Source organism: Rhizobium sp. SG570 (genome assembly GCF_012275345.1).
In the GTDB taxonomy this organism is placed as follows: domain Bacteria; phylum Pseudomonadota; class Alphaproteobacteria; order Rhizobiales; family Rhizobiaceae; genus Rhizobium; species Rhizobium lusitanum.
Genome location: NZ_JAAZQI010000001.1, coordinates 115,289 through 139,353, shown reverse-complemented (window position 1 = coordinate 139,353; position 24,065 = coordinate 115,289). Strand labels below are relative to the sequence as shown.

Below are 24,065 nucleotides of genomic sequence, written 5' to 3'. Positions count from 1 at the left end.
AGAGTTCGAGGATACAACAGGCCGCTTGCGGTTCTCTTAATTCAACATAGCAAATTGAGGCTGTCTCGCTGCGGTTTGCGAGGCAGCCTCGGCGTCTCAGGCGGCCCTTGCGACGGGCGGCTGGGCCAGCTTGCGACCGCTGGCGACGATCATGCCGGCAGCGCCGTTAAGCCAGCCTTCCTTGAGTTCAAGAGCGAGGAAGCGCTCGCGCTGGAACGGGCCTGGCATCACCAGATGGCGGGTCTTTTCGGCAAAGAAGCCGAAACGCTCGTAATAGGGTGCATCGCCGACGAGCAGGATGGCGCCATGGCCGCGCTTCTTGGCTTCCAGGATGGCGGCGCGCATCAGCGCCGAGCCCATACCCTTGCCTTCATACGCAGGATCGACGGCCAGCGGACCGAGCAGCAGCGCATCGACCGGACGGGTCTCGCGATCGACGCCAGCTTCGACGTTCCATAGGCGAACCGTGCCGATGACGTGGCCGGTGCGATCGCGCGCGACCAGTGCCAGGCCTTCGGCCGGAACGCGGCCCCGGCGCAGCTTTTCCGACGACTTCTTGCGGCGGTCGGCGCCCATGGCGCGATCGAGCAGATTTTCGCGAGCAACGACGTCGCCTGCGTTTTCCAGGTCGAGTGTGAAAGTAGTGGGCGCAAAGAATGCGCGGACAGAATCAAGAACAGCGGCCATCTCGGCCTCCCGTTGCCCAATACCGTTATCAGCGGTGGTGACAAATAATTGTGAGGGTGCCGCCCCGGCAGATTACGGGGTCGGCAAAGTCAGACCTTAGATGATGTAGGCCTTCAGCGGATCGAAACCGTTGAACGCCACAGCCGAATAGGTCGTGGTGTAGGCGCCGGTGCCTTCGATCAGGACCTCGTCGCCGATGGTGAGCGTCACCGGCAGCGGATAGAGGTTCTTCTCGTAGAGCACGTCAGCGGAATCGCAGGTCGGGCCGGCGATGACGCAGGCTTCCATCTCGTCTCCGTCGCGCTCGGTGCGGATCGGGTAGCGGATCGCCTCGTCCATGGTTTCGGCGAGACCGCCGAACTTGCCGATGTCGAGGAAGACCCAGCGAGCGGCATCATTGTCCGACTTCTTCGAAATCAGGACGACTTCAGCCTTGATCACGCCGGCATTGCCGACCATGCCGCGGCCCGGCTCGATGATCGTGTGCGGGATCTGGTTGCCAAAATGGGCGCGCAGAGACGCAAAGATCGCCTTGCCATAGGCTTCGGCAGACGGAACGTCGCGCAGATACTTGGTCGGGAAACCGCCGCCCATGTTGACCATCTGCAGGTGGATGCCCTGCTTGGCCAGCGAGACGAAGACGCGCTTGGCATCGGCAAGAGCCGCATCCCAGGCATCGACCTTGGTCATCTGCGAGCCGACGTGGAAAGACACGCCGTAGGATTCCAGACCCAGCTGATGGGCATAGACGAGCACGTCGACAGCCATCTGCGGGACGCAGCCGAACTTGCGCGACAGCGGCCATTCGGCGCCTTCGCCATCCGTCAGGACGCGGCAGAACACACGGGCGCCGGGAGCGGCACGCGAAATCTTCTCGACTTCCTCGTGGCTGTCGACGGCGAAGAGGCTAATGCCGAGCGCATGCGCACGGGCGATATCGCGCTCCTTCTTGATCGTATTGCCGAAGGAGATGCGGGCAGCGGTCGCGCCTGCGTCGAGCGCCATTTCGATTTCGGCGACGGACGCGCAATCGAAGTTGGAGCCGAGGCTTGCGAGCAGGCGCAGCACTTCCGGAGCCGGGTTGGCCTTGACGGCATAGTAGATGGCGCTGTCCGGCATGGCATGACGAAAGGCACGAAAATTGTCACGGACGACATCGAGATCAACCACCAGGCAGGGACCGTCCGGACGTCGGGTAGCGAGAAAGTCGCGAATACGTTGCGTGGTCATGTCAATTCCCTTTCAATTCCAATAGCTCCGGGGAAAACCCAGAGGACAAAGGGCGACGCTCATTCGCTCAGGAACCAGCCGGTGGAGACCCCGGTACCATGCAAATGCGCGAAGCGCGGATGATGAACGAGTGCCGCAAGCGGCGCTAATTCGCTTTGTCTGCCATGGATTGGAGGGATTATCCCAACCGCACTTCCGGCAATGAAGGTGTGCCTCTTCAGTAACCCCGGCTGATGGAAAGCCGGGAGAGAACAAAAAGGCCCGCACCGTCGTTGCTTTAGATGTCCTCGCATTTTTCGGTTGGCCGAAATAGCGACTGGAGGGGTTAGTTCCAGGTACCTTACCGATTTTCTCACCACATCGAGGATCGGCGGACACCCACGGGCACGTGCGACTTTGGGCTGATCGGGAAATAGGTATATTCGCCGTCATAATCAAGAAAATTTTTCACCCGCGTCCTAAAAAAATAATTGAACAAACCGGCGGGTTTTGTTCAACATCCGGCAACAATTAACGGGAGACTTCACCATGGACACGTTGACCCGGATTCGCGCCTTTATCGACGTGGTCGAAGCCGAAGGATTTTCAGCGGCCGCGCGCAAGACCGGCCGCTCCAAGGCGCTTCTCTCCAAATATGTCCGTGAGCTCGAAGACGAGCTCGGGGCGCTGCTGCTCAACCGCACCACCCGCCAGTTCTCCATGACCGAAGCCGGCCATACCTATTATCGCACCGCCTCCGACATCCTGAAGGAGATCGACAATCTCGCCGACCTCGTTCGCGAGAACAACCAGCAGCTCAAGGGACGGCTGCGCGTCTCGGTGCCGCGCACCTTCGTCGATGCCGAGGTTGGGCAATCACTGATCGATTTCGCCAAGGAAAATCCCGACCTCGCCCTGGAAATCGCCGCCGACGACCGTTTCGTGGATCTGATCGAGGAAGGCTTCGATGTGGCCGTCCGCATCACAAAGCTCGAGGATTCCGGCATGATCGCCCGCAAGATCTCGGATTTCCGCGTGCATCTCTGCGCAACCCAGGAATTCCTCGATCGCTATCCGGCCTTGGAGCACCCGACCGATCTTGCACGAGTGCCTTTCATCATCGACAGCAACAACCGTTCGCAAGGCAATATTCGCTTCGTCGATGCCGACAGTACCACCTTCAACGTCGCCATCACCGGCACGCTCGAGGTCAACAGTCCGCATGCGACTTTGCGAGCTGCCCTGAACAGTCTCGGCGTTGCCGTCGTTCCGGATTTCATCGGTCGCAAGGCGATCGAAAGCGGCCAATTGTTGACGCTGTTCAACGATTATCTTCCGACCGATCGCGGCATCTATGCGGTCTATCCGCATCGCCGCTATCTCCCGGCCAAGGTGCGTATGTTTGTGGACTACCTGCATAACTGGTTCCGCAAGAATGGCTGAGCGGCGCAGACGTGCCGGCCGGTCCCAATTCCGTCTTATTTTCTGACCAGAAGTCGAAGTGAATCAATGCTCGCGAAACATATCGGACGCATGAGAAAATCCACGATTGTCCACGCTATCGCCCTCGCCGGGGGTCTGCTGCTCGCGCCCGCCGTGGTGTCGGCGCATCCGCATATTTTCGTGGAAGCGCGCCTGGAGGTTCTGGCCGGGCCGGACGGCAACGTGCAGGAATTGCGCAACGTCTGGCGCTTCGATGAGGTGTTCTCCTCCTCCGTGCTGATGGACTTTGACAAGAACACCAATCTGAAGCTCGATCCCGACGAGCTGAAGGAAGTCGGCAAGACGGTGCGCGATTCCCTCGCCGAGTACGAGTATTACACGAACCTGACGCTCAACGGCAAAACGATCAAGGTGGCCAAGCCTGACGTCATCAATGTCGATTATCGCGATGGTCAGCTTCTGATGTTCTTCGCCGTCAAGCCGTCCGAGCCGATGCCGCTGACGAAGGGCAATAAGCTCAGCTTCGGCATCTACGACCCGACACTCTACACATCGATCGACTTCCCGACCGACAAGGAACTGGTGACGGAGGGCGACGCCTTCAAAAGCTGCACGCACCAGGTCGTCCGCCCCAATCCGGACGAAGTCATCGCCGAAAACAGGACGACATTGACGGATGCCTTCTTCAACGATCCGACGGGAACGACCATGTCGAAGCTCTTCGCAACGCGGATAGACGTCCAATGCTGATTTCGAAACCATGGCGGTTGCTTCCAGTGGCAATGCTTGCCCTTCTCGCGGCAGCGGGGCTCGCGCATGCTACGGGATCCCCGCTGGGCATCGGCACGGCCGAACCGAGCTTCCAGCCGACGGGCGGCCCGCTGGCGCCCATCTTCCTTTATGTGAATTACGAGCAGCAGGCTTTCTACCGGGCTCTCACCAAATCGATCGAAGCAATGCGCCAGGACCCCTGGCAACTCTGGACGCTGATCGGTCTCTCCTTCGCCTATGGCATCTTCCACGCGGCCGGCCCCGGCCACGGCAAGGCGGTCATCTCCTCCTACATGGTCGCCAATGAAATCGAGCTGAAGCGCGGCGTCGCCATCTCGTTCGTCTCCGCGCTCATCCAGGGCGTCGTCGCAGTCCTCGTGGTCGGAGCCGCTTATTTCGTCCTGCGCGGCTCCGGCATCACCATGACGATGGCCACCAACGCCATGGAGATCGCGAGCTTCGTCATGGTCATCCTGTTCGGCGGCTGGCTTCTGTTTCGCAAGCTGCGCACGATGATCCGCAACAGGGCACAGTACCGCAAGGTCCAGCTGGCGACCTCCGCGGGCCCGATCGGCCTGGCGCTTTTCGAAGACGCCGCAACCGGCACGGGCCCCGCCAGAAGCCTTTCCCGCAGCCGCGCAGCTGCCATGCCTGCCGCCGACGGCTATCAATGCTATGACCCCGCTCACGCGACAGGCGACGGCGCCTTCTGCGAGACCTGTGGCCATGCGCATCTTCCCGATCCAAAAATGCTGTCGAACGAGCAGTTCAGCGCCCGTGAAGCCGTGTCGGCGATCATCGCTGTGGGTTTGCGGCCTTGCTCCGGCGCGCTGCTGGTCATGACCTTTTCGATGCTGAACGGTCTCTATCTCGGCGGGCTGCTATCGGTGCTCGCCATGTCGATCGGCACGGCGCTCACCGTCTCGCTGCTTGCGATCATCGCCGTTTTCGCGAAGGGTACCGCCGTGCGTTTCACCGGCCGCGGTTCGAAGCTTTCGGCACGGGTCGGCGATGGCATCGAAATTTTCGGTGCCTTGCTGGTCATCTGCACCGGCGTCATCCTCCTCGGCGCTTCGTTGCAGACCTGACGGGAACCGAACCTACAGGCCCTTGCGCCTTTGATAGCGAGCCCTGAGCCAGAACACGAAGAAGAAGGCCAGGATGACCAATACGCCGAAGCCGGTGCCGAGCCATGGCGAAATCGTTCCGAGCCAGACGATGACGTTCGGCATGAGATAAAGCACGGCTGTTGCGACCAGCAGAATAATACCGGCGGCGATCGCCGCCGAACGGGTGTCGCTTTTTCTGTCCGTCAAATCGCCGATCCCTAGCGCGCCGTGAAATGTTCCGGCGAAGGCTTAGGCCAGCCGCCGACGAAAGGCAACGGTCCCCAGAGCAATTCCAGCAAAAGTGCGCAGCCGCTTTCCGTCAAAAATTGCGTAAAAAGAATAACATAGAGCGGTAAAGCGATCCCATGAAACGCTTTACCGCTCTATCCGTCAGAGTTGGACTTTGGCGCCCGCAACCGTCGCCTCGATATGATCGACCAGCGCATCGGCCAGGCCGAGCCGCCCGGCAAGCAGATCGAGATAGCCGCGCTCGGCCCTGGAATCCGGCTCGATTGCGAGGCGCGAGGCCGTGTAGACCTGCACTCGCTGCTCCTCGGTCTGCGCCGAGGCGACGATGGCGTCGAGATCGACGGGGTTGGCAAGCTCGCGCTGGAAGAAGGCTTCCGCCTCGGAGCCGACGCCGGCCTCCTGCACCTTGCCGAGAATGCGCTGACGCTCCGCGTCATCAATATGGCCATCAGCGCGGGCAGCCGCGATCATTGCCCGGACCAGGGAGAGCGCAAAATCATTGCTCGCGACTGCAGGTGCGGTGCTGAAGCCGGAGTTCGACGGCGGTGGCAGGAATTGCGGCTCGGCCTGCGGAGCCGATTGCGGCGCCGGCTGCGGCTGATTGCCGTCCCTATAATTCTTGTAGGCCTGATAGCCGAGCCCGGCGATAGCGGCGAGGCCGCCGAGTGCCAGCGCATTGCCGGCGACCTGGCGCCCGGTTTTCGTGCCGAGCAGCACGCCTGCGATGGCGCTGGTCGCCATCGGGTTATCCCTGGCGAGATTGATTGCCTGGGTTGCCTTGTCTTTCACACTTCCTTGCATTCCTGGAACCTGCGACCCCAGGAATTGGTCAAGAAGCTTGCGGGCGTCGATCATCTGAATGGTCCTCCGTCCTTTTGATGGTGAAAGGGAGATAGGAAGCGCAACCGCAAATACAAATCCGCGACAAAGAAAAAGGCGCGCATGAAGCCATGCACGCCTTTGAAATCGATGGGAGAGAAATCGTTCAGCCCTTGAGGGCTGCGGCCTCGGCTGCGAGCTTGGTGATCCCGGCCCAATCGCCGGCCATAACCAGCTCTTTCGGCGCGACCCACGAGCCGCCGACGCAGATGACGTTCGGCAGCGACAGATAATCATGCGCGTTCTTCAGCGAGACGCCGCCGGTCGGGCAGAAGAGCGTGCCTGATAGCGGCGAAGACAGAGCCTTGAGATAGGCGGCACCGCCGGCCTGTTCGGCCGGGAAGAACTTCAGCACCGTGTAGCCCTCCTCGCGCAGGGCCATGACCTCGCTTGCCGTGGCAGCGCCCGGCAGCAGCGGCACATGCGAGGCGCGGGCGGCATCGAGAAGCTCCTGCGTCGTGCCGGGGCTGACGATGAACTTGGAACCGGCTTCGACGGCCGCGTCCCACTGGGCGACGTTCAGGATCGTGCCGGCACCGACTTCGGCGCCCTCCACCTCTTCGGCGACGGCGCGGATGGCGTCGAGCGCGCCGGCGGTCCGCAGCGTGATCTCGATTGCCTTCAGGCCGCCGGCAACCAGCGCCCGGGCAAGCGGAACGGCCGATTTCGCATCATCGACGATCAGCACGGGAACGACCGGCTGCAATTTCAGAACGGAAAGAAGCTTCTTGGTTTTCTCGCCCATGGTCGGTGCGCTCCCTTAAAACGATTGAAATCCGGCCTTCGAATAGCCTTCCCGAAGGTGCTTGTCGAGACAAAAGCTCGCGTTAGATACGACGGGTAGGAAATCGCCAGAACTTGCTATAGTCTACTCTGATCTGTGCCGGTGGAGCATGTCAAACGCATGGCAAAAGAGATCGAGCGGAAGTTTCTGGTGCGCGGCGATCACTGGCGTGATTTCGTCTCCGAGAAGCTTATCCTGAGACAAGGCTATATCGCCTCCATGGACGATCGTTCAGTGCGCATAAGGCTGACGAACGACAAAACGGCGACCCTGACGATCAAGATCGGCAGGTCGTTGACGCGTGACGAATTCGAGTATGAAATCCCTATCCCCGACGCGGAGGAATTGCTGGGAACGGCAATCGGCCTTGTCATCGAGAAGACCCGCCACAAGGTACCTTTCAAGGGATTTGTCTGGGAAGTGGATGTCTTCCGCGGCGCCCATCGCGGCCTTGTGATCGCTGAGGTCGAGATGGAGGACGAAAGCGATGCTCCGGAACTGCCGGACTGGATCGGCCGCGAGGTGACCGGCGAATACCGCTATTCCAACCAGGCCCTCGCGACGCAGTTCGAACAGGAATACGATGAGCTATCGCATACGGCCTGACCGGCCCCTTGATGACGAGGTGCAAAGGGTCGCCGCGCATCAACTCGGCAAGACGATGGCCGTCCTGACAGACCGACCGCAAGGCCTGCACGAAGCAGTGCATGCCGCCCGCAAGAACATCAAGCGCGTGCGCGGCCTTTATCGGTTGATCGCCCCGCGCGCGCGCGAATTTCAGCAGCAGGAGAATGACAGGCTTCGGGACATGGCCCGTACGCTCTCAGGCGTGCGTGACGCCACGGCACTGATCGAGGTCAGCCACTATCTGCAGGCGACTGCGACGTCCGAGGACGAACTTCACGCACTCGCTCGCGTCACCGAGGTCCTGACAACCCGGCGGGACCGCTTGTCAGAGGCAGAGACCGACCTTGAGGACAAGGCACAGGCGGCAATCGCCACCTGTGGCGAAGCGATCCAGGCGCTGAAAGGTGCCTCCTTCGAGAGCGGCCGGCGCGACACCGCCCGCCTTTTCCAGAAAAGCTGGCGCAGGAACGGCGACAAGGCCATGCAGGCACTCTCCGAATGCCAGGGCGAAGCTGCCCATGCGGAGAGCTTTCACGACCTGCGCAAACGCAGCCAGGACTGCTGGATGCACCATATGCTGCTGCGGGATGTCTGGCCGGCGGCCATGCATGCCAAGCAAATCGAGGCCAAGGCATTGGTCGACGTACTCGGCCGCTATCTCGACCTGTCGATATTATCCGGCGTCGCGGACCGCGAGCCGCATCTTTTCAATGGAAGCGACGACCGCGCACGTTTGCTGGAAGCGATCATCTCCCGTCAGCAGACTGCTCGCGAGGAAGCGCTGAACAGGGGCCGCTGGGTCTTTGCCGACAAGCCGGAGCGCGAGGCGCGAACGATCAAGCGACTTTGGCTAGAGATGGCGGAATGAAGCACTTGCCGCGACATTATGCCGATCACGCAGGGCTTCCGCGTAAATCCTGATTGCCTGGTGACGCACAAAATTGTATTTCCCCCGCATGACAGACATCCTTTCCAGCCCACGGCATGAGGCGACCGGCGCATTCCTCGTTGCGGCGCTCTACCATTTCGTTTCCTTTCCGCGCTTCGAAAGCCTGCAGGAGCCGCTGCTTGCGCTCTGCGAGGCAAACCGCGTCAAGGGCACGCTGCTGCTCGCGCACGAGGGGATCAACGGCACCATCGCCGGCACGGACGCCGCCATCGGCACCGTGCTCGGCTTCCTGCGGGCGCAGCCGGAATTTTCCGGCCTGGAGCACAAGGAAAGCCGTGCGTCTAAAATGCCTTTCGTGCGCATGAAGGTGAAACTCAAGAAGGAGATCGTCACCATGGGCGTCGAGGATATCGACCCCACCAGGGTCGTCGGCACCTATATCGCGCCGAAGGACTGGAACGCGCTGATCTCCGATCCCGATACCATCGTCATCGATACCCGCAACGATTACGAGACGGCCATCGGCGTCTTCAAGGGCGCGGTCGATCCGAAGACGAAGACTTTCCGCGAATTCCCCGAATGGGTGCGCCAGAATACCGGCCTGCACAACAAGCCGAAGATCGCCATGTACTGCACCGGCGGCATCCGCTGCGAAAAGGCGACCGCCTTCATGAAACAGCAGGGCTTCGACGAGGTATTCCATCTCAAGGGCGGCATCCTGAAGTATCTGGAGGAAGTACCGCCGGAAGAGAGCCTGTGGGAAGGCGCATGCTTCGTCTTCGACGAGCGCGTCTCCGTCGAGCATGGCCTGAAAGAGGGCAATCACAAGCTCTGTCACGCCTGCCGCCAGCCGATCACCGCGGAAGAAGTGACATCGCCCTTCTACGAAGCGGGCGTCTCCTGCAGCCATTGCTATCATGAGCGCAGCGAGGAAGATCGCGAGCGCTATCGCGAAAGGCAGCGGCAGATCGCGCTCGCCCGCAAGCGCGGGCAGGAGCATATCGGCGGCTGACGATCTCAGGCGGCGGCGACACGCTCTTCATCGAGGACAGTCGCCATCTGCGCGGCAAGGCGCTTGCTGATTTCGGCCTCCGGCATAGGCTTTCCGTAGAAATAGCCCTGCAACTCGTCGCAGCCGAAGCCCTGCAGCGCCCATCCCTGCTCTTCCGTCTCGATGCCTTCGGCGGTGACGGGAATGTCGAGCGAGCGGGCCAGCGCCACCGTCGCCTGCAACATCTCGCGGGCGCTGCTGTCCTCCAGTATATTCATCGTCATCGAGCGATCGATCTTGATGCGATCGAAACCGAATTGGCGCAGATAGCCGATGGAGGAAAAACCGGATCCGAAGTCGTCGAGGGCCACCTTGACGCCAAGCGCCTTCAGCCGCTCGATCGACCGGCGGGTGCGCTCCGGATTTTGAATGATGTAGCCCTCGGTGATCTCCAGCGTAACGCGATCGGCTTCGATGGCCGCGCTGTTCAGAACGTTGCGAACATAGTCGGCGAATGCGGGATTGCGGAATTGCCCCGGCGAGACGTTGACGGCGATCCGCAGGTCCGGCCAGCGCCGTGCCGCCTCGCAAGCCTTGCGCAGGACCAGCAGCCCCAGCGCCTCGATCAAGCCGCTGGTTTCGGCAACGGGAACGAAGTCATCGGGCGGAACCGGCCCATGACCGGGCCGGTTCCATCGCACGAGCGCCTCGACACCGATCATGTGGCAGCTCGACGCATCCACCAGCGGCTGATAGGCGACGGTCAGCTCCTCCATTTCGATCGCGCGGCGCAGATCGAGCTCCAGGGCGTTGCGTTCCTCGCGATGGGCGTCCATGGCCGTCTCATAGCAGGTCATGCGGGCGCGGCCGGCTTCCTTGGCCTTGTACATGGCAAGGTCGGCGCGACGCACCAGCTCCTCGCGGTCGATCCGACCTTCCGGTGAGCTGGCGATACCGATGCTGGCACCGACCACCACCACCCGCCGGCCGATTTCCAAAGGCTCCGAAAGAAAATCCAGCACCTGTTCCGCCAGCCGCAGCGCCGGCGCATCGTTGAGCTCCCGGGTCGGAAAGGCAATGGCGAATTCATCGCCGCCGAGCCGCGCCAGTGCCGCATGGGGCGGAACGAGCACGCCCAGGCCTGCAGCCACAGCGCGAATGAGCTGATCGCCGGTGCCATGCCCATAGGAATCGTTGATTTCCTTGAAGCCGTCGAGATCGAGATAGAGAAGCAGAACATTGCCGCCGTCGCCGCGCGCCTGCTCGACCAGGCGGTCCACATCGAGGCGCAGCCCTTCGCGATTGAGAAGGCCGCTCAAGCGATCCCGAAGAGAGCCCTGTCGCGCCTGGACTTCCTCCGCGCGCAACCGGCGCCCCGCCAGCGATCCCAGAATGAGCAGCACGACGAAGAACAGCCCGACCAGACCGAGCGCGCCGAGCACCAGCGGACGGACCTGCTGATAACTGAGGTCACCCGGTTGGCGCGAATTCCAGATCAGCCGTCCCAGCGACATGCCGAGCGGATCGACTATGGAAACGGCATAGCGCACGACGGTATCCGGCGGCACCAGCTTGAGACCGCTGATGACATAGGTATTGGACAGCATCGTGATCCTGGCGGCATCGAGATAACGCACGAGGATCAGGTAGCGCCGCTGGCCTTCGGGCACGGGAATACGGCCGGATCTTTCCCGGATCGTCGCGGCAGCGGCAGCGGCAATGCCGTTGCTGGTCATGATATAGCCGCCCGCTTCGGGCACTCCGGTCACACGCGTCATCCGGGCCTGGTCGACCAGAGCCCAAACGGCGGTGCCGAGAATGCCCTCGATTCCCTCCGTCACCAACTCCCCATCGTGATAGGCGACGATCGGCTTGTTGTTGTCATCGACGATGACGGCGATATCGAACAGGGCGCCATTGGAGGATATGTCGCCGTAATTGCCGGCGATCCAGCCTTGCTCGTCCTTCCCGTAGATACTTCTCGCGGCATCATTGCGCGCCGAGTGATCGTGCAGCGTCGCCTCGAGCTGTCCTTGAAAGGTCTTGAGCGCGCCGACCGTCGTTTCCCAGGAGCGTTCGTCGTCCAGCTTATTGGAGTAATCGGCGACGCGACCGATCGCGGTAAGCACCATCAGGGTCACTACGGCAACGACGACTGCGAAAGAAATCAAAACGGCCGTCACGATGGAATGACGACCGATGTGCGTACCTCGCCCTAATGACTGTAAAATTGCGCCCAACGCCTTTTCTCCTTGGCATGGAAGTCTGCCGTCAGGTCTTCAACAAACGGTTAAGGCGAGTTCGAGATCCCTACAGGACGGAGTTATATGTCTGCCGCTGGCGATAGAATTCACGCCTCTGTGCAAATCGCCTCCGCGAAACGGTTGAGACTGGCCTGCAACAGGCCGCTTTCGCGCGCCTGCGACAGAATTGCCGCCTGCGCCTCATCGCCCTTGCCCGCGATCGGTAAACGCAAAAAGGCATCCGACACGATGCGTAGCGACATGGTCTGCAGCACGTCGGCAAGTTGTTCCAGCACAAGGTCGCCGCGATGAGAGGCATGCGCGAACATCATCGGCTTGAACGGCACCTCGTCGCGCGACACCAGCCAGTCCAGCGCATTCTTGAATCCGCCGGGAATGCCATGGGCATATTCGGGGCAGGAGACGATCAAGCCATCGGCTTCGCCGATCTTCCCGGCGAATTTTGCGACGACAGGCGGCGTCCTCTCGCCCTCGTCATCCGGATTGAAGATCGGCAGGCCGGCGATCAGATCGCAGATTTCGATGGTGATGCCCTCGGGGCATGCGAGCCGCAGGGCTTCCAGCAGCCGGCGGCTGGCCGAAGCCTGCCGCTGGCTGCCGCAGAGTGCATAAAGGAAAAGCGGGCGAGAGCTCATGCGCTAGACCTAACAGGCTCCACCGATTCGGACGATAGCTACCCCCTTGAGGGTGAGGGTCGGACCAGTGGTCAGGGGTGGGGCGACCATTGCGGACACCGGAGGTCACCCCCACCCGCGCGTTCCGTGCGACCTCCCCCCAAAGGGGGAGGCAGAACCGCATCAATCCGCCTTGTGGTTGCCCTTCGGGAATTGGGCGGCGAGCTCTCGGTACCATTTGCCGCTTTTCTTCACCGTGCGCACCTGCGTCTCGTAATCGACATGCACGAGGCCGAAGCGCATGCGATAACCCTCAGCCCATTCGAAATTGTCCATCAGGCTCCAGGCGAAATAGCCGCGCATCGGATAGCCGTCCTTGATGAGATCGGCGACGATGCCGAGATGCTCGATGTAGTAATCGAGACGCGGCTGATCATCGACCTCGCCTTTGACGATCCCCATGTTGTAGCAGGCGCCGTTCTCGGTGATGTAGCACTCCGGCAGCTCGTAGCGCTTGTTGAGATCCTCGACGACGTGCTTCAGGCCCGGCGCGTAGATTTCCCAGCCGATATCGGTCTTCACGTCGCTGACCGGCGGCGCTTCCTTCGTCCATGGGAAATCGCCGCTCTTGGAAGCGTCGTCGAAGACGCGCATCGGCATGTAGTAGTTCAGGCCCCACCAATCGAGCTTCTGGTTGATGGTCTTGAGGTCGCCATCCTCGATGACAGGCATACGGTCGCCGAGCGCCCCGACGAAATCCTTCGGATACTCGCCCTTGAAGATCGGATCGAAGAAGGCGCCGTTGTGGAACTGATGGGCGCGCTCGACCGCAGCCAGATCTTCGGGACGGTCAGAACCCGGCAGGATGGAGGCTGCGTTGAGCACGATACCAACAGGCACCTTCGGCGCCACGGAACGGATCGCCTCGACGCCGAGACCGTGGGCCAGGTTCATATAGTGCATGGCGTAGAGTGCCGCCTGCATGTTGCGCTCGCCCGGCGCATGGACGCCGTAGAGGTGGCTCAGCCAGACGATGCACCACGGCTCATTGAAGGTGGCGACGGAATCCAGACGGTCGCCGAGGCGTGCCATGACGGTCTTGGCGTAGCGCTGGAAGGCATGCGCAGTCGACCGCGCCGTCCAGCCGCCGTCGCCGGCAAGCGTCAGCGGCAGATCCCAATGATAGAGCGTCGCGAAGGTCTTGATACCGCGGGCCTTGCAGCCGTCGACGAGACGATCGTAGAAATCGAGGCCTGCCTCGTTCACCGGGCCGGTGCCGTCGGGGATGATGCGCGGCCAGGCGATCGAGAAGCGATAAGCTTCGACGCCCATCTCCTTGATCAGATCGAGATCCTGCTCCAGCCGGTTATAGTGATCGCAGGCGACATCGCCATTCTGGCGCTGAAAGACGCGACCGGGCATGTTGGCGAAGGCGTCCCATATCGAGGGCTTGCGGCCATCCGCCTTGGTGGCGCCTTCGATCTGGAAAGCGGCGGTGGCGACGCCGAACGTGAAATCGCCGGGGAAGCGATCGGCAAGAAGCTTCGGATCGATCATGATGAAAATCCCGTCTGTTATAGGCTTCGTTGGCTGCGGTTTAGCCAAGCCGCGTGACAAAGTACAGTGCCGATATCAAAGAGCTGCAACGTTACAGTCTCTGAAAATGCGAGCCGGCTACCGGTTTTTCGGAAGATTGCGCCGACTGGCGCCAGGGCCTTTCGGGCGGTCCGATAACATCAATGTCAACAGTCGTGACTTGTGTTTTCGACCCGGATCAATTGAGGGTAGCAGTCATTTCCCAAACGGAAGGACCGAAATGCTCCCTGTGCTCCACTCTCTCCACCCTTATCTGCTGAGCCTCCTGCGCATCGTCTCGTCGCTCGTGCTATTCAGCTATGGAACGCAGAAGATCCTGCATTTTCCTGCTGCTCAAAACGTGCCATCCGCCTGGTCCTTGCCGTGGATTGCCGGTCTGCTCGAGCTTGTCCTCGGCTTTCTCGTTCTGATCGGCTTCCAGACACGGATCGCTTCCTTCGTGCTGTCAGGCCTGATGGCTTTCGCTTATTTCCTGCGCCATGCGCCGCAGAGCTTCTATCCCGCGCAAAACGGCGGCGTCTCCGCCATTCTCTTCTGCTTCATCTTCCTGTTTCTCGTCGGCGCCGGCAGCGGCCCGTTCAGTGTCGACGCGCTGACAAAGCGCAAGCAGGAACTTGCCGCATGAACTGCGATTTCTCCATGAGTTCGAGGCGGCCTACGCCGCCTCGAACAAGAAGCTCGAACCCTACAGCTTGATCCAGGCGCCATTGCGCTTCGAGGAGGCAACGCAAGCCTCGACGAAAGCAACACCCTTCACGCCGTCATCGACGGTCGGATAGATCACGGCGGGATCGACGGCCACACCCTTCTTGCGGGCGTTGATGGCGCGCGCCGCCTCGGTGTAGATCGTGGCGAAGGCTTCGAGATAGCCTTCCGGATGGCCGGACGGGATACGCGAAACACGGGCCGCAGCAGCTCCCGAGCCGGCGCCATTGCGGGTAATCAGCCGCTTCTGCTCGCCGAACGGCGTGTACCAGAGATAGTTCGGATCCGCCTGCGTCCATTCGAGGCCGCCCTTGGTGCCATAGACCCGGAGCTTCAGGCCGTTCTCATGACCCGGCGCCACCTGGCTGCACCAGAGCATGCCCTTGGCCGGCTTTTCCGAACCCTTGGCCTTAAAACGCAGCAGCAGATGGGCGTTATCATCAAGACGTCGGCCTTCGACGAAGCTGTCGAGATCGGCAGCAAGGCTGTCGAGTTCCAGGCCGGTGACGAAGGAGGCGAGATTATAGGCATGCGTGCCGATATCGCCGGTGGAACCGCCAGCACCGGACTGCGAGGGATCGGTGCGCCAGGCCGCCTGCTTCTGGCCCGACTGCTCGATATTCTCCGTCAGCCAGTCCTGCGGATATTCCGCCTGCACGATGCGGATATCGCCGAGCTCGCCATTGGCGATCATCTCGCGCGCCTGCCGGATCATCGGATAGCCGGTGTAGTTGTGTGTGAGGATGAAGAGCGCGCCGCTCTCGTCGGCCACCTTCTTAAGCTTCTTGGCATCGGCAAGATTGGACGTCAGCGGCTTGTCGCAGATGACGTGGATGCCGCGCCTCAGGAATTCCTTGGCAGCATCGTAATGGACATGGTTCGGCGTCACGATCGAAACAGCCTCGATGCCATTCTTCAGCTTGGCTTCGCGGATCGCCATGTCACGATAGCTGGAATAGGTGCGGGTCGGATCCAGCCCGAGATCGCGCCCGGAAGCAATGGCCTTTTCCGGCGAGGACGACAGCGCGCCGGCGACGAGATCGAACTGATCGTCAATGCGTGCGGCGATGCGGTGCACCGCGCCGATGAAGGCGCCAGCACCTCCGCCCACCATGCCAAGCCGAATGCGCGGCTCCCGCGTCTGTTCCGATGATCCTTCGATTGCCATAAGGCTCCTCCTCAATGAAATGAATTGTTTGAACGCGATCGCTTGCCGCAATCGTCCCCTCTCCCCGCCTGCGGGGAGAGGGTTAGGCTGAGGGGCTACCGCGGGTCCGGCAAACTCTGCCGTCGCGATGGATATCGAGAAGGCCCCTCATCCGTCCTCTCTCGGCTTCGCCCCGCTCAACCGTTCGAGTCCACCTTCTCCCCGCTTTGCGGGGCGAAGGGGCTTGATTAGAGCCCCAACATGCGCCGGTTGGCTGCCTGATCCGTGCCGCTGCCGGCGAAGTCGTCGAAGGCCTTCTCGGTCACCCGGATAATATGCGCCTTGACGAACTCGGCGCCTTCGCGTGCGCCGTCCTCGGGATGCTTCAGCGCGCATTCCCATTCGACCACGGCCCAGCCGTCGAAATTGTTGGCGGTCATCTTCGAGAAAACAGCGCCGAAATCGACCTGGCCATCGCCGAGCGAACGGAAGCGGCCGGCGCGCTCGACCCAGCCCTGATAGCCGCCATAAACACCCTGACGTCCGGTCGGATTGAATTCCGCGTCCTTGACGTGGAACATCTTGATCCGGTCCTTGTAGATGTCGATGTTGTCGAGATAGTCGAGGCACTGCAGGACGTAGTGCGAGGGGTCATAGAGCATGTTGGCGCGCGGATGGTTCTTCACGCGCTCCAGGAACATCTCGAAGGTGATGCCGTCATGCAGGTCTTCGCCGGGATGGATTTCGTAGCAGACGTCGACGCCGTTTTCGTCGGCATGGTTGAGGATCGGCGTCCAGCGGCGGGCAAGCTCTTCGAAAGCGGTTTCGACGAGACCGGCCGGGCGCTGCGGCCAGGGATAGATGAAGGGCCAGGCGAGCGCGCCTGAGAAGGTGGCGTGCGCCTTGATGCCGAGATGCTTCGAGGCCGTCAGCGCCATCTTCACCTGCTCGACAGCCCATTCCTGCCGCGCCTTGGGATTGCCGCGCACCTCCGGCGCCGCAAAGCCGTCGAAAGCCTCGTCATAGGCCGGGTGGACAGCGACGAGCTGGCCTTGCAGATGGGTCGAAAGCTCCGTCACTTCGACGCCATTCGAGCGGGCAACGCCGGCGAATTCGTCGCAATAGTCCTTGGACGTGGCCGCCTTCTTCAGGTCGATGAGCTGGCCGGCCCAGGTCGGAACCTGTACGCCGATATAGCCGGCATCGGCCGCCCATTTGGTGATCGAATCCCATGAGTTGAACGGCGCCGCATCGCCTGCGAACTGGCCGAGAAACAGGCCGGGGCCCTTGATCGTCTTCATCCGTAATTCCTCCCTAATCGCGTTCTGTAAACGTTTCCGAAGCCTTTTGAACCTCTATTCGAGGTGGCTTTGACACCGTTACCTCAAAAAACATAGGGTCGTTTGGCTGAAAGTCGAATGCCTCGTGACCTAATCACGGCCCGCCGCTGACGGCAAGAGGTACGTGCCGCAAAAATCGCCGCCCGATGCGAAACGAAGCGGCAGCTGCATAGAAAACGCCCGCCGGAACCGGCGGGCGCATCCGTACAAATCAACCGATCAGAAGGGTGAATCGGCGAAGTAGAAGTCCTTGGCATTGTCCTTGGTGACCAGGGTCGCATCCAGGATGTAATTGCCGCGAACCGGAACCTGATTGTAGAAGTTGGCGGCGGTCAGCTCCATGGCCGTCCCGACCATTGCCGGCGGGTAAAGCACGTCGACCGGGATCAGCTTGTCGCCGTCCATGACCTTCTTGACCATGTCCTTCGAACCGGCGCCGGCGATGACATACTTGATGTCGGTGCGCTTGGCCTGATCGATCGCCTGCAGCACGCCGACGGCCATGTCGTCATCCTGGCACCAGACCACGTCGATCTTCGGGAACTTCGTCAGATAATCCTGCATGACCTTGAAGGCGTCGTCGCGATTCCAGTTGCCGTATTGGCGGTCGAGAACCTTGACGTTCGAGCCGGCGATACCCTTGTCGAAACCGTCCTGGCGCTGCTGATCGATCGGGATCGGCAGACCGCGGATGACGACGACCTGAGCGTCCGGCGTATTCTTCTTGATATATTCGCCGGCGGTCTGGCCGAGCGCCGGATTGTTGCCGGCGACATAGAGGTCGCGGACAGAATTGTCGTTGTTGCTCGGCGCACGGTCAACAAGCGTCACGAACTTGCCCTTGTCCTTCACTTCCTTGATGGCGTTGACGAGAGGATCAGGGTCCGAAGGCAGGATCACGAGCGCATCGATGCCCTGGGTCTCAAGGTCCTGCACGGCATTCGCCTGGCTTGCCGCATCCGGCGAGGTCTTGACGATGACGGTGAGCCCCGGATGCTCCGCCATCAGCAGCTTGGCGACACGCTCGGCATGAAAGACGACGCCCGAGGTCCAGCCATGATCCGCCGCCGGAATGGAAACGCCGATCGTCACCTTCTTGTCCTCGGCATGCACCGTGCCGGCCAGAGCGGCGAGCACGACGGCCAGACCAATTAGTCTTTTACGCATGATTTATCCTCCCAGATAGAAACAGGGCCTTGTCCTGATGACCGGGCGCCCCTTGACCCGGTTATTCATGATTTGCGAGCAAGCGAGCGCTGAACCAGCATGGCGATGATGATGATCGCGCCCTGAATGGCACTCAGCAGATACTCGCTGATGAAATTGGAAAGCAGCATGATATTGCCGACCAGCTCGAGGATGAAGGCGCCGCAGATCGTACCCCACACCCTGCCCGCACCGCCCTTCAGCGCCGTGCCGCCCACGACGACGGCGGTGATCGCCTGCAACTCCCAGAGGATACCCGTCGTTGCCGAGGTGGAGCCAAGCCGTGGCACGTAGAGAAGCACGGCAATCGCCACACACAGACCCTGGATAACGAAGGCGACGGTGCGGACGCGATTGACCGCCACGCCGGAATAACGCGCAACGTCGCGGCTGGAGCCGACGGCGATGACATGCCGCCCATAACGGGTGCGATAAAGAATGAAAGCCGCGACGCAGGTGACGACAAGGATGACCACGATCGGCACCGGCACACCGAGAACGGAGCCGTAATAGGCGGGCTTGTAGAGCGCCTGCAGATTCGCCGGGCGCAAGGTGATCGCGCCGCCCTGCGACAGCCAGGTCGTCAAGCCGCGGTAGACGCCCATTGTGCCCAGGGTCGCGATGAAAGGTTCGATCTTGCCCATGGTCGTGATCAGGCCATTGGCCAGGCCGCACAGGACACCGGCGATGATCGAGAACAATACCGCGGCCGCCAACATCAGGCTGGGATCGGCGATGACGCCCGAGTTCATAAAGAGGATCATCAGGCTCGCGACGAAGGCGACCATCGCACCAACGGACAAATCGAGATCGCCGGCCGAGATGACGAAGGTTGCCCCCACCGCGATGATCGCAATAAAGGCGCATCTCGTCGCGACATTGGTAAGATTGGTCATGCCGATGAAATTCGGATTGACCAATGCGCCCACGATCAGAAGCAGCACCAGCGCCGCAAACGGTGCGACTGCCCGCAGATCGACATCCCGCCAGGATCGGCCCCGTCTGCCTGTCTTCTCGCCGCTATCCTCGCCCACGCTCATATCCAAAACCAACCTCCCGTCCCATTATTGCTGGGAATTCACCCATGCCTTCGCCGCCCGCTCAGGCGGCCGTCTTTTTCTTCAGGCCCGCCGCATACCGCATGATTTCCTGCTCGGAGATCTCTTCGCCCTCGAGCACGCCGACAATCCGGCCCTCTCGCATCACGGCAACCCTGGTGCACAACCCGATGACCTCAGGCATCTCCGACGAGACGACGATGATCGAATGGCCGTCGCGCGCCAGCGCCGAGATGAAATGATAGATCTGCTGCTTCGTGCCGACGTCGATGCCGCGCGTCGGCTCGTCGATGATGATGATCTGCGGCTCGGTCTCCATGACCTTTGCCAGCAACAGCTTCTGTTGATTGCCGCCTGACATGCGGCCGGCGACGATATTTCCATCGCGGACACGGATATCGAAGCGACGGCGCGCCCGCGCCAAGGCGTTCGCCTCGCTCGTGGCGCTGAGATAGCCGAACTTGCCGTGCCGATCGAGAGATTGCAGGGTAAGGTTCGCCGTCATGCCTGAGTTCAGAAGCAGGCCCTTGGATTTGCGGTCCTTGGTCATATAGGCAAGACCGGCGTCGATCGCGGCATGGACATCATGCGGCGGCACGGGTTGCCCATTGGCGATGACTTCACCGGCGGCACGCGAGCGCAGACCGACGATCGCCTCCATCAATTCGGTACGCCCGGATCCGATCATACCGGAAAAGCCGAGTATCTCGCCCTTGCGCAGATCGAAGCTCGCATCGCGGACATAGCCCGTCGAAACGGAATTCACGGCGAGCACGACCTTCTCATCGACATCGGGCTCGTTCTTGGCAGGATAGAGGCTGGAGAGTTCGCGCCCGACCATCAATTGCGCAATCGATTCACCGTCGAGCAGTGAAGTCGGCGATGTCTTTACCCACTGGCCGTCGCGCAAGATCGTGACCCGGTCCGTCAATTCCATGACCTCGTCGAGCTTATGGGACACGAAGACGAAACTCGTCCCCTGGTCGCGGAGCTTGCGGACCTGCTTGAACAGGAAATTGGTTTCCTCCCGCGACAGCACGGCGGTCGGCTCGTCCATGAAGACGATCCTCGCATCGCGGCTGATCGCCTTGGCGATCTCCACCATCTGCTTGTCGGCGATCGAAAGCGTGCCGATCAGGGCATTCTCGTCGACATGCGAACCGAGGAGATCAAGCACGCGCCGCGTCTCGGCGCGCATATGCTTGCGGTCGAGCACGCCGAAACGCGTGACCTCGCGGCCGAGAAACAGGCTCTCGGTCACGGTCAGATGTTCGGCGAGATTGAATTCCTGGTGGATGATGACGATGCCGAGCGCTTCGGCGGCGCCATTCGGCGGCAGCTTCACCGGCTGACCGTCGAGCAGTATTTCGCCGGAGCTCGGCTGCTCGAAACCTGAGAGAACCTTGACCAGCGTCGACTTGCCGGCGCCGTTTTCGCCCATGAGCGCATGGATTTCGCCGGCACGGAGATCGAAGTTGACGCTGAACAGCACCTGCACGCCGCTGAAGGATTTGCAGATTCGCCTCGCGGACAGCACAACTGCACCGTCGACGGCCTCCGAACTCATGGCTTCCTCCCTTGCGGCTCCACCCGCTTTCCATGCTATGTAAACCTTTACATATAACGTGTAAAGGTTTACATCTTTGGATATTGCACAATTTTTCGCGGTCACCTTTGACCTCCACGGAAGTCTGTGTAGTGTCCGGTGCGAGACGAGACCCAAGGCAGAGCGCAGTGTCGAATTCCACGCCCGCAACCATCGAAGACGTCGCCCGAATTGCCAATGTTTCGATCGCAACGGTCTCGCGGGCAATCCATATGCCGGAGAAAGTCGCCAACTCGACGCGGCTGAAGGTCAACCAGGCGATCGCAGTCACCGGTTATACGACCAATGCCATGGCGCGCAGCCTTCGGCTCGGCCGCTCGAACATGATTCTGGTGGTCGCACCTGACATCGGCGACCCCAATTTCTCTAATATTCTCATCGGGCTGGAGAACGAGGCGCGTTCGCACGGCTACGGCATTCTGATCGGCCACACGCAGAACGACGCCCAGCGCGGGCTGGAATATCTGAAATTCCTGAATTCCAACCAGGCGGCGGGTCTGATCCTGTTCACCGGCATCCTGCCCTTCGGACATCAGACGATGACGGCACGGCTGCCGCCGAGCGTCGGCGTCTTCGAGCCGGTCTTCAATGGCGGCATCCCCTATGTCGGCGTCGACGACATCGCGGGAGCCCGCAAGGCCGTCGACCTCTTGATCGCCGAAGGCCACCGGAAGATCGCCTTCATCGGCGATTCCCGTACCCGCCTCGCCTACAGCCGGCGGCGCATGGGCTACGAGGCCGGGATGGATGCCGCCGAAATCAGCGCCGATCTCCGCATCGTTTTCGAAGGCGACGGCACCATCGAGAGCGGACGGTTGGCCGTCGAGCAACTTTTCATGCGCGACACGCTGCCGACAGCCTTCATGTGCGTCAACGATCAGACTGCGATCGGCGTTATGATCGGCCTCAAGGCGCGCGGTTACGACATTCCCGGAGATTTTTCGGTGACCGGCTTCGACGACGTGCCGCAAGCCGTGTTCATGACGCCGTCGCTGACGACGATCCGCCAGCCGCGCACCGCCATCGGCAAGCATGCCATGGCGCTTCTCCTCGAACTCCTGTCCGACGGCCAGCCGGCCGAGACGGAAATTCTGCTCCGGCCGGATCTCGTGGTACGCAACTCGGTCTCGGCGCCGTCGCGTATCAGGCGATAGGGATGCGAAGCGATGCCGCTCGGCAGGATCACCCTTTATGTCCGCGATGTGGAAGCGACGATCGGCTTTTACGAGAAGCATTTTGGGTTCAAGCCGCTCAGGCAGGAGGGCGATCGGATTGTCGAGCTGCTGGCGCAGGATGGTGGCGCCAATCTGATGATCCATCTCGCAGGAAAGGCTCAAAAGATGGGCCAGGTGCTGGTGAAACTGGGCTTCGACGTGGAAGATGTCGAAGCCTTCCGCGCCAAATGCGCTACCGAGGGACTTGAATTCGGACCTCTGCATCAGGCCGACGGCTATGTGTTCGCCAATGCCAAGGATCCCTCTGGAAATCCCATAGCTATTTCCAGCCGCGCATTCAGGCGGTAGCCCGAGAGGCGATGAATGATCGCCTCTCGGATGTCGTCGATCAAACGTAACGGTTGACGATATTCTCAAGCAGTTCCTGCTTGCCGGATTTCGGCTGCGGATTGATATCCTTGGCCTCGACCCACTGGGCGATCTGATCGAGCGAATATTCGCCGCGAAGCAGCTTCTGGCCTTCAGCGGAATCCCAGCCGGCATAACGGTCGGCGAGCGGCTGCGACAGGGCCTTGTCCTCGATCATCTTGGCGGCGGCCTTGAGACCACGGGCGCAGCAATCCATGCCGCCGATATGGCCGATCAGCAGGTCCTCCGGATCGAGCGACTGACGGCGCAGCTTCGAGTCGAAGTTGGTGCCGCCCGACTTGAAGCCGCCGCCTGCCAGGACCTGATAGTAGGCGAGCGTCATTTCCGGAACATTGTTCGGGAACTGGTCGGTATCCCAGCCGGACTGGTAGTCGTTGCGGTTCATGTCGATCGAGCCGAAGATGCCGAGCGCGTTGGCAAGTGCCAGTTCATGCTCGAAGGAATGGCCGGCGAGGATCGCATGGCCCTGCTCGATATTGACCTTCACTTCGTTTTCGAGGCCGTTCTTCTTCAGGAAGCCGTAGACAGTCGCGACGTCATAATCGTACTGATGCTTGGTCGGCTCCTGCGGCTTCGGCTCGATCAGGATCGTGCCCTTGAAGCCGATCTTGTGCTTGTATTCGACCACGAGGTTGAGGAAGCGGCCCATCTGGTCCAGCTCGCGCGACAGATCGGTATTGAGCAGGGTTTCATAGCCTTCGCGGCCGCCCCAGAGCACATAGTTCTCGCCGCCGAGCTTGTGAGTCGCGTCCATGCAGGTCTTCACGGTCGCAGCCGAGAAAGCGAAGACATCCGGATCCGGATTGGTGGCAGCGCCCGACATGAAGCGGCGGTTGGAGAAGAGGTTCGCCGTGCCCCACAGCAGCTTGACGCCGGTATCGGCCTGCTTCTGGGCGAAGTAATCGACGATCTCATTGAGGTTCTTGGTGTTCTCGGCGAAATTCTTGCCTTCCGGACGCACGTCTGCATCGTGGAAGCAGTAATAGGGCGAGCCAAGCAGGGTAAAGAATTCGAAGGCGACATCGGCCTTCAGCTTGGCGGCTTCCATCGTGTCGTCGAACCAGGGGCGAAGGAAGGTCTGGCCGCCGAAGGGATCGCCGCCCGGCCAGGTGAAGGTGTGCCAATAGGCGACGGCAAAGCGCAGATGGTCTTCCATGCGCTTGCCGGCAACAACCTCGTCCTTGTTGTAGTGGCGGAAGGCCAGCGGATTGGTGCTGTCGGGGCCTTCATATTTTACCTTGCTGATGTCGCCGAAAAATCCGGTGCTCATGATCTATCTCCTTGGGT

23 protein-coding genes are annotated in these 24,065 nt (G+C 61.1%); 9 read left to right on the top strand and 14 right to left on the bottom strand.

The window, feature by feature from the left end:
* Positions 1–96 precede the first annotated feature (96 nt).
* Positions 97–687, bottom strand: coding sequence for an N-acetyltransferase (locus FHT28_RS00680; RefSeq protein ID WP_168595335.1), 591 nt, complete (start codon positions 685–687; stop codon positions 97–99).
* Between the two features lie 96 nt (positions 688–783).
* A complete protein-coding gene (odc2, locus tag FHT28_RS00675) occupies positions 784–1,917 on the bottom strand; it encodes an ornithine/lysine decarboxylase (protein ID WP_037196325.1) in 1,134 nt (377 codons plus the stop codon).
* Positions 1,918–2,445: 528 nt separating this feature from the next.
* Here odc2 and FHT28_RS00670 point away from each other — a divergent pair.
* The 3 genes from FHT28_RS00670 (at position 2,446) to FHT28_RS00660 (ending at position 5,198) form a co-directional block, all read left to right on the top strand.
* Positions 2,446–3,339: a LysR family transcriptional regulator gene (locus FHT28_RS00670; protein WP_037196324.1), complete on the top strand. Its 894-nt coding sequence runs from the start codon at positions 2,446–2,448 to the stop codon at positions 3,337–3,339.
* A 90-nt stretch (positions 3,340–3,429) separates the two neighbouring features.
* Positions 3,430–4,089, top strand: coding sequence for a DUF1007 family protein (locus FHT28_RS00665; RefSeq protein ID WP_168595334.1), 660 nt, complete (start codon positions 3,430–3,432; stop codon positions 4,087–4,089).
* On the top strand, positions 4,083–5,198 hold the full coding sequence (locus FHT28_RS00660) for a nickel/cobalt transporter (RefSeq protein ID WP_168595333.1): 1,116 nt from the start codon (positions 4,083–4,085) through the stop codon (positions 5,196–5,198). The genes FHT28_RS00665 and FHT28_RS00660 overlap by 7 nt, the downstream gene beginning before the upstream one ends.
* Positions 5,199–5,210: 12 nt before the next feature.
* Here the strand turns inward: FHT28_RS00660 and FHT28_RS00655 are convergent, their stop codons facing one another.
* From FHT28_RS00655 to FHT28_RS00645, 3 genes are all read right to left on the bottom strand, one after another.
* On the bottom strand, positions 5,211–5,426 hold the full coding sequence (locus tag FHT28_RS00655; RefSeq protein ID WP_034505356.1) for a hypothetical protein: 216 nt from the start codon (positions 5,424–5,426) through the stop codon (positions 5,211–5,213).
* A 183-nt stretch (positions 5,427–5,609) separates the two neighbouring features.
* On the bottom strand, positions 5,610–6,323 hold the full coding sequence (locus FHT28_RS00650; protein WP_037196321.1) for a tellurite resistance TerB family protein: 714 nt from the start codon (positions 6,321–6,323) through the stop codon (positions 5,610–5,612).
* A 130-nt stretch (positions 6,324–6,453) separates the two neighbouring features.
* A complete protein-coding gene (locus FHT28_RS00645; protein WP_037196320.1) occupies positions 6,454–7,092 on the bottom strand; it encodes a 2-dehydro-3-deoxy-phosphogluconate aldolase in 639 nt (212 codons plus the stop codon).
* A 159-nt stretch (positions 7,093–7,251) separates the two neighbouring features.
* On the opposite strand from FHT28_RS00645, the gene FHT28_RS00640 reads away from it, so the two are divergent.
* The 3 genes from FHT28_RS00640 (at position 7,252) to FHT28_RS00630 (ending at position 9,659) form a co-directional block, all read left to right on the top strand.
* A complete protein-coding gene (locus tag FHT28_RS00640; RefSeq protein WP_037196580.1) occupies positions 7,252–7,737 on the top strand; it encodes a CYTH domain-containing protein in 486 nt (161 codons plus the stop codon).
* The gene (locus tag FHT28_RS00635; protein WP_168595332.1) at positions 7,715–8,626 is read left to right on the top strand and encodes a CHAD domain-containing protein; all 912 of its coding nucleotides are present in this window, start codon (positions 7,715–7,717) and stop codon (positions 8,624–8,626) included. Before FHT28_RS00640 ends, FHT28_RS00635 begins: the two co-directional genes overlap by 23 nt.
* 88 nt (positions 8,627–8,714) lie before the next feature.
* Complete coding sequence (locus tag FHT28_RS00630) at positions 8,715–9,659, top strand: rhodanese-related sulfurtransferase (RefSeq protein WP_168595331.1); 945 nt, start codon at positions 8,715–8,717, stop codon at positions 9,657–9,659.
* A gap of 5 nt (positions 9,660–9,664) precedes the next feature.
* On the opposite strand, the gene FHT28_RS00625 is transcribed toward FHT28_RS00630, so the two are convergent.
* The 3 genes from FHT28_RS00625 to FHT28_RS00615 all read right to left on the bottom strand — a co-directional run bounded on the left by FHT28_RS00625 (position 9,665) and on the right by FHT28_RS00615 (position 14,073).
* Positions 9,665–11,878, bottom strand: a complete 2,214-nt coding sequence (locus FHT28_RS00625) for an EAL domain-containing protein (RefSeq protein WP_168595330.1) — start codon at positions 11,876–11,878, stop codon at positions 9,665–9,667.
* A gap of 110 nt (positions 11,879–11,988) precedes the next feature.
* Complete coding sequence (locus FHT28_RS00620; RefSeq protein ID WP_168595329.1) at positions 11,989–12,537, bottom strand: NADPH-dependent FMN reductase; 549 nt, start codon at positions 12,535–12,537, stop codon at positions 11,989–11,991.
* Between the two features lie 162 nt (positions 12,538–12,699).
* Positions 12,700–14,073 (bottom strand): GH1 family beta-glucosidase, encoded by a 1,374-nt coding sequence (locus tag FHT28_RS00615; RefSeq protein ID WP_047555294.1) that lies wholly within the window; start codon positions 14,071–14,073, stop codon positions 12,700–12,702.
* A gap of 259 nt (positions 14,074–14,332) precedes the next feature.
* Between FHT28_RS00615 and FHT28_RS00610 the strand changes: the two genes are divergently transcribed.
* Entirely contained in the window at positions 14,333–14,737 is a 405-nt protein-coding gene (locus tag FHT28_RS00610; RefSeq protein WP_037196311.1) for a DoxX family protein, read from the top strand.
* 60 nt (positions 14,738–14,797) lie between these two features.
* Here FHT28_RS00610 and FHT28_RS00605 read toward each other — a convergent pair whose 3' ends face one another.
* The 5 genes from FHT28_RS00605 to FHT28_RS00585 form a co-directional block, all read right to left on the bottom strand.
* Positions 14,798–15,985 (bottom strand): Gfo/Idh/MocA family oxidoreductase, encoded by a 1,188-nt coding sequence (locus tag FHT28_RS00605; RefSeq protein WP_047555293.1) that lies wholly within the window; start codon positions 15,983–15,985, stop codon positions 14,798–14,800.
* Between the two features lie 227 nt (positions 15,986–16,212).
* Positions 16,213–17,265, bottom strand: a complete 1,053-nt coding sequence (locus FHT28_RS00600) for a sugar phosphate isomerase/epimerase (RefSeq protein ID WP_047555292.1) — start codon at positions 17,263–17,265, stop codon at positions 16,213–16,215.
* A 258-nt stretch (positions 17,266–17,523) separates the two neighbouring features.
* Positions 17,524–18,471 (bottom strand): substrate-binding domain-containing protein, encoded by a 948-nt coding sequence (locus FHT28_RS00595; protein ID WP_037196308.1) that lies wholly within the window; start codon positions 18,469–18,471, stop codon positions 17,524–17,526.
* Between the two features lie 65 nt (positions 18,472–18,536).
* Positions 18,537–19,550 carry an ABC transporter permease gene (locus FHT28_RS00590; protein ID WP_037196579.1) on the bottom strand — a complete coding sequence of 338 codons (1,014 nt, stop codon included), beginning with the start codon at positions 19,548–19,550 and terminating at the stop codon, positions 18,537–18,539.
* 61 nt (positions 19,551–19,611) lie between these two features.
* Positions 19,612–21,135, bottom strand: coding sequence for a sugar ABC transporter ATP-binding protein (locus FHT28_RS00585; protein WP_168595328.1), 1,524 nt, complete (start codon positions 21,133–21,135; stop codon positions 19,612–19,614).
* 167 nt (positions 21,136–21,302) lie between these two features.
* Between FHT28_RS00585 and FHT28_RS00580 the strand changes: the two genes are divergently transcribed.
* Together FHT28_RS00580 and FHT28_RS00575 are read left to right on the top strand one after the other, a co-directional pair.
* Positions 21,303–22,328: a LacI family DNA-binding transcriptional regulator gene (locus FHT28_RS00580; protein ID WP_168595327.1), complete on the top strand. Its 1,026-nt coding sequence runs from the start codon at positions 21,303–21,305 to the stop codon at positions 22,326–22,328.
* A 12-nt stretch (positions 22,329–22,340) separates the two neighbouring features.
* Positions 22,341–22,697, top strand: coding sequence for a VOC family protein (locus tag FHT28_RS00575; RefSeq protein ID WP_168595326.1), 357 nt, complete (start codon positions 22,341–22,343; stop codon positions 22,695–22,697).
* 40 nt (positions 22,698–22,737) lie between these two features.
* Here FHT28_RS00575 and xylA read toward each other — a convergent pair whose 3' ends face one another.
* Positions 22,738–24,048, bottom strand: coding sequence for a xylose isomerase (gene xylA / locus FHT28_RS00570; RefSeq protein WP_168595325.1), 1,311 nt, complete (start codon positions 24,046–24,048; stop codon positions 22,738–22,740).
* Between the last annotated feature and the right edge of the window lie 17 nt (positions 24,049–24,065).

Excerpts from the sequence above, each read along its gene's own strand:
- FHT28_RS00645 (WP_037196320.1), bottom strand. The coding sequence starts at position 7,092 with ATGGGCGAGAAAACCAAGAAGCTTCTTTCCGTTCTGAAATTGCAGCCG.
- FHT28_RS00600 (WP_047555292.1), bottom strand. The coding sequence starts at position 17,265 with ATGAAGACGATCAAGGGCCCCGGCCTGTTTCTCGGCCAGTTCGCAGGC.
- FHT28_RS00670 (WP_037196324.1), top strand. The coding sequence starts at position 2,446 with ATGGACACGTTGACCCGGATTCGCGCCTTTATCGACGTGGTCGAAGCC.
- FHT28_RS00650 (WP_037196321.1), bottom strand. The coding sequence starts at position 6,323 with ATGATCGACGCCCGCAAGCTTCTTGACCAATTCCTGGGGTCGCAGGTT.
- FHT28_RS00590 (WP_037196579.1), bottom strand. The coding sequence starts at position 19,550 with ATGAGCGTGGGCGAGGATAGCGGCGAGAAGACAGGCAGACGGGGCCGA.
- FHT28_RS00665 (WP_168595334.1), top strand. The coding sequence starts at position 3,430 with ATGAGAAAATCCACGATTGTCCACGCTATCGCCCTCGCCGGGGGTCTG.
- FHT28_RS00620 (WP_168595329.1), bottom strand. The coding sequence starts at position 12,537 with ATGAGCTCTCGCCCGCTTTTCCTTTATGCACTCTGCGGCAGCCAGCGG.
- xylA (WP_168595325.1), bottom strand. The coding sequence starts at position 24,048 with ATGAGCACCGGATTTTTCGGCGACATCAGCAAGGTAAAATATGAAGGC.
- FHT28_RS00585 (WP_168595328.1), bottom strand. The coding sequence starts at position 21,135 with ATGAGTTCGGAGGCCGTCGACGGTGCAGTTGTGCTGTCCGCGAGGCGA.
- FHT28_RS00630 (WP_168595331.1), top strand. The coding sequence starts at position 8,715 with ATGACAGACATCCTTTCCAGCCCACGGCATGAGGCGACCGGCGCATTC.
- FHT28_RS00605 (WP_047555293.1), bottom strand. The coding sequence starts at position 15,985 with ATGGCAATCGAAGGATCATCGGAACAGACGCGGGAGCCGCGCATTCGG.
- FHT28_RS00680 (WP_168595335.1), bottom strand. The coding sequence starts at position 687 with ATGGCCGCTGTTCTTGATTCTGTCCGCGCATTCTTTGCGCCCACTACT.
- FHT28_RS00640 (WP_037196580.1), top strand. The coding sequence starts at position 7,252 with ATGGCAAAAGAGATCGAGCGGAAGTTTCTGGTGCGCGGCGATCACTGG.
- FHT28_RS00575 (WP_168595326.1), top strand. The coding sequence starts at position 22,341 with ATGCCGCTCGGCAGGATCACCCTTTATGTCCGCGATGTGGAAGCGACG.
- FHT28_RS00595 (WP_037196308.1), bottom strand. The coding sequence starts at position 18,471 with ATGCGTAAAAGACTAATTGGTCTGGCCGTCGTGCTCGCCGCTCTGGCC.
- FHT28_RS00610 (WP_037196311.1), top strand. The coding sequence starts at position 14,333 with ATGCTCCCTGTGCTCCACTCTCTCCACCCTTATCTGCTGAGCCTCCTG.
- FHT28_RS00615 (WP_047555294.1), bottom strand. The coding sequence starts at position 14,073 with ATGATCGATCCGAAGCTTCTTGCCGATCGCTTCCCCGGCGATTTCACG.
- FHT28_RS00635 (WP_168595332.1), top strand. The coding sequence starts at position 7,715 with ATGAGCTATCGCATACGGCCTGACCGGCCCCTTGATGACGAGGTGCAA.
- FHT28_RS00660 (WP_168595333.1), top strand. The coding sequence starts at position 4,083 with ATGCTGATTTCGAAACCATGGCGGTTGCTTCCAGTGGCAATGCTTGCC.
- odc2 (WP_037196325.1), bottom strand. The coding sequence starts at position 1,917 with ATGACCACGCAACGTATTCGCGACTTTCTCGCTACCCGACGTCCGGAC.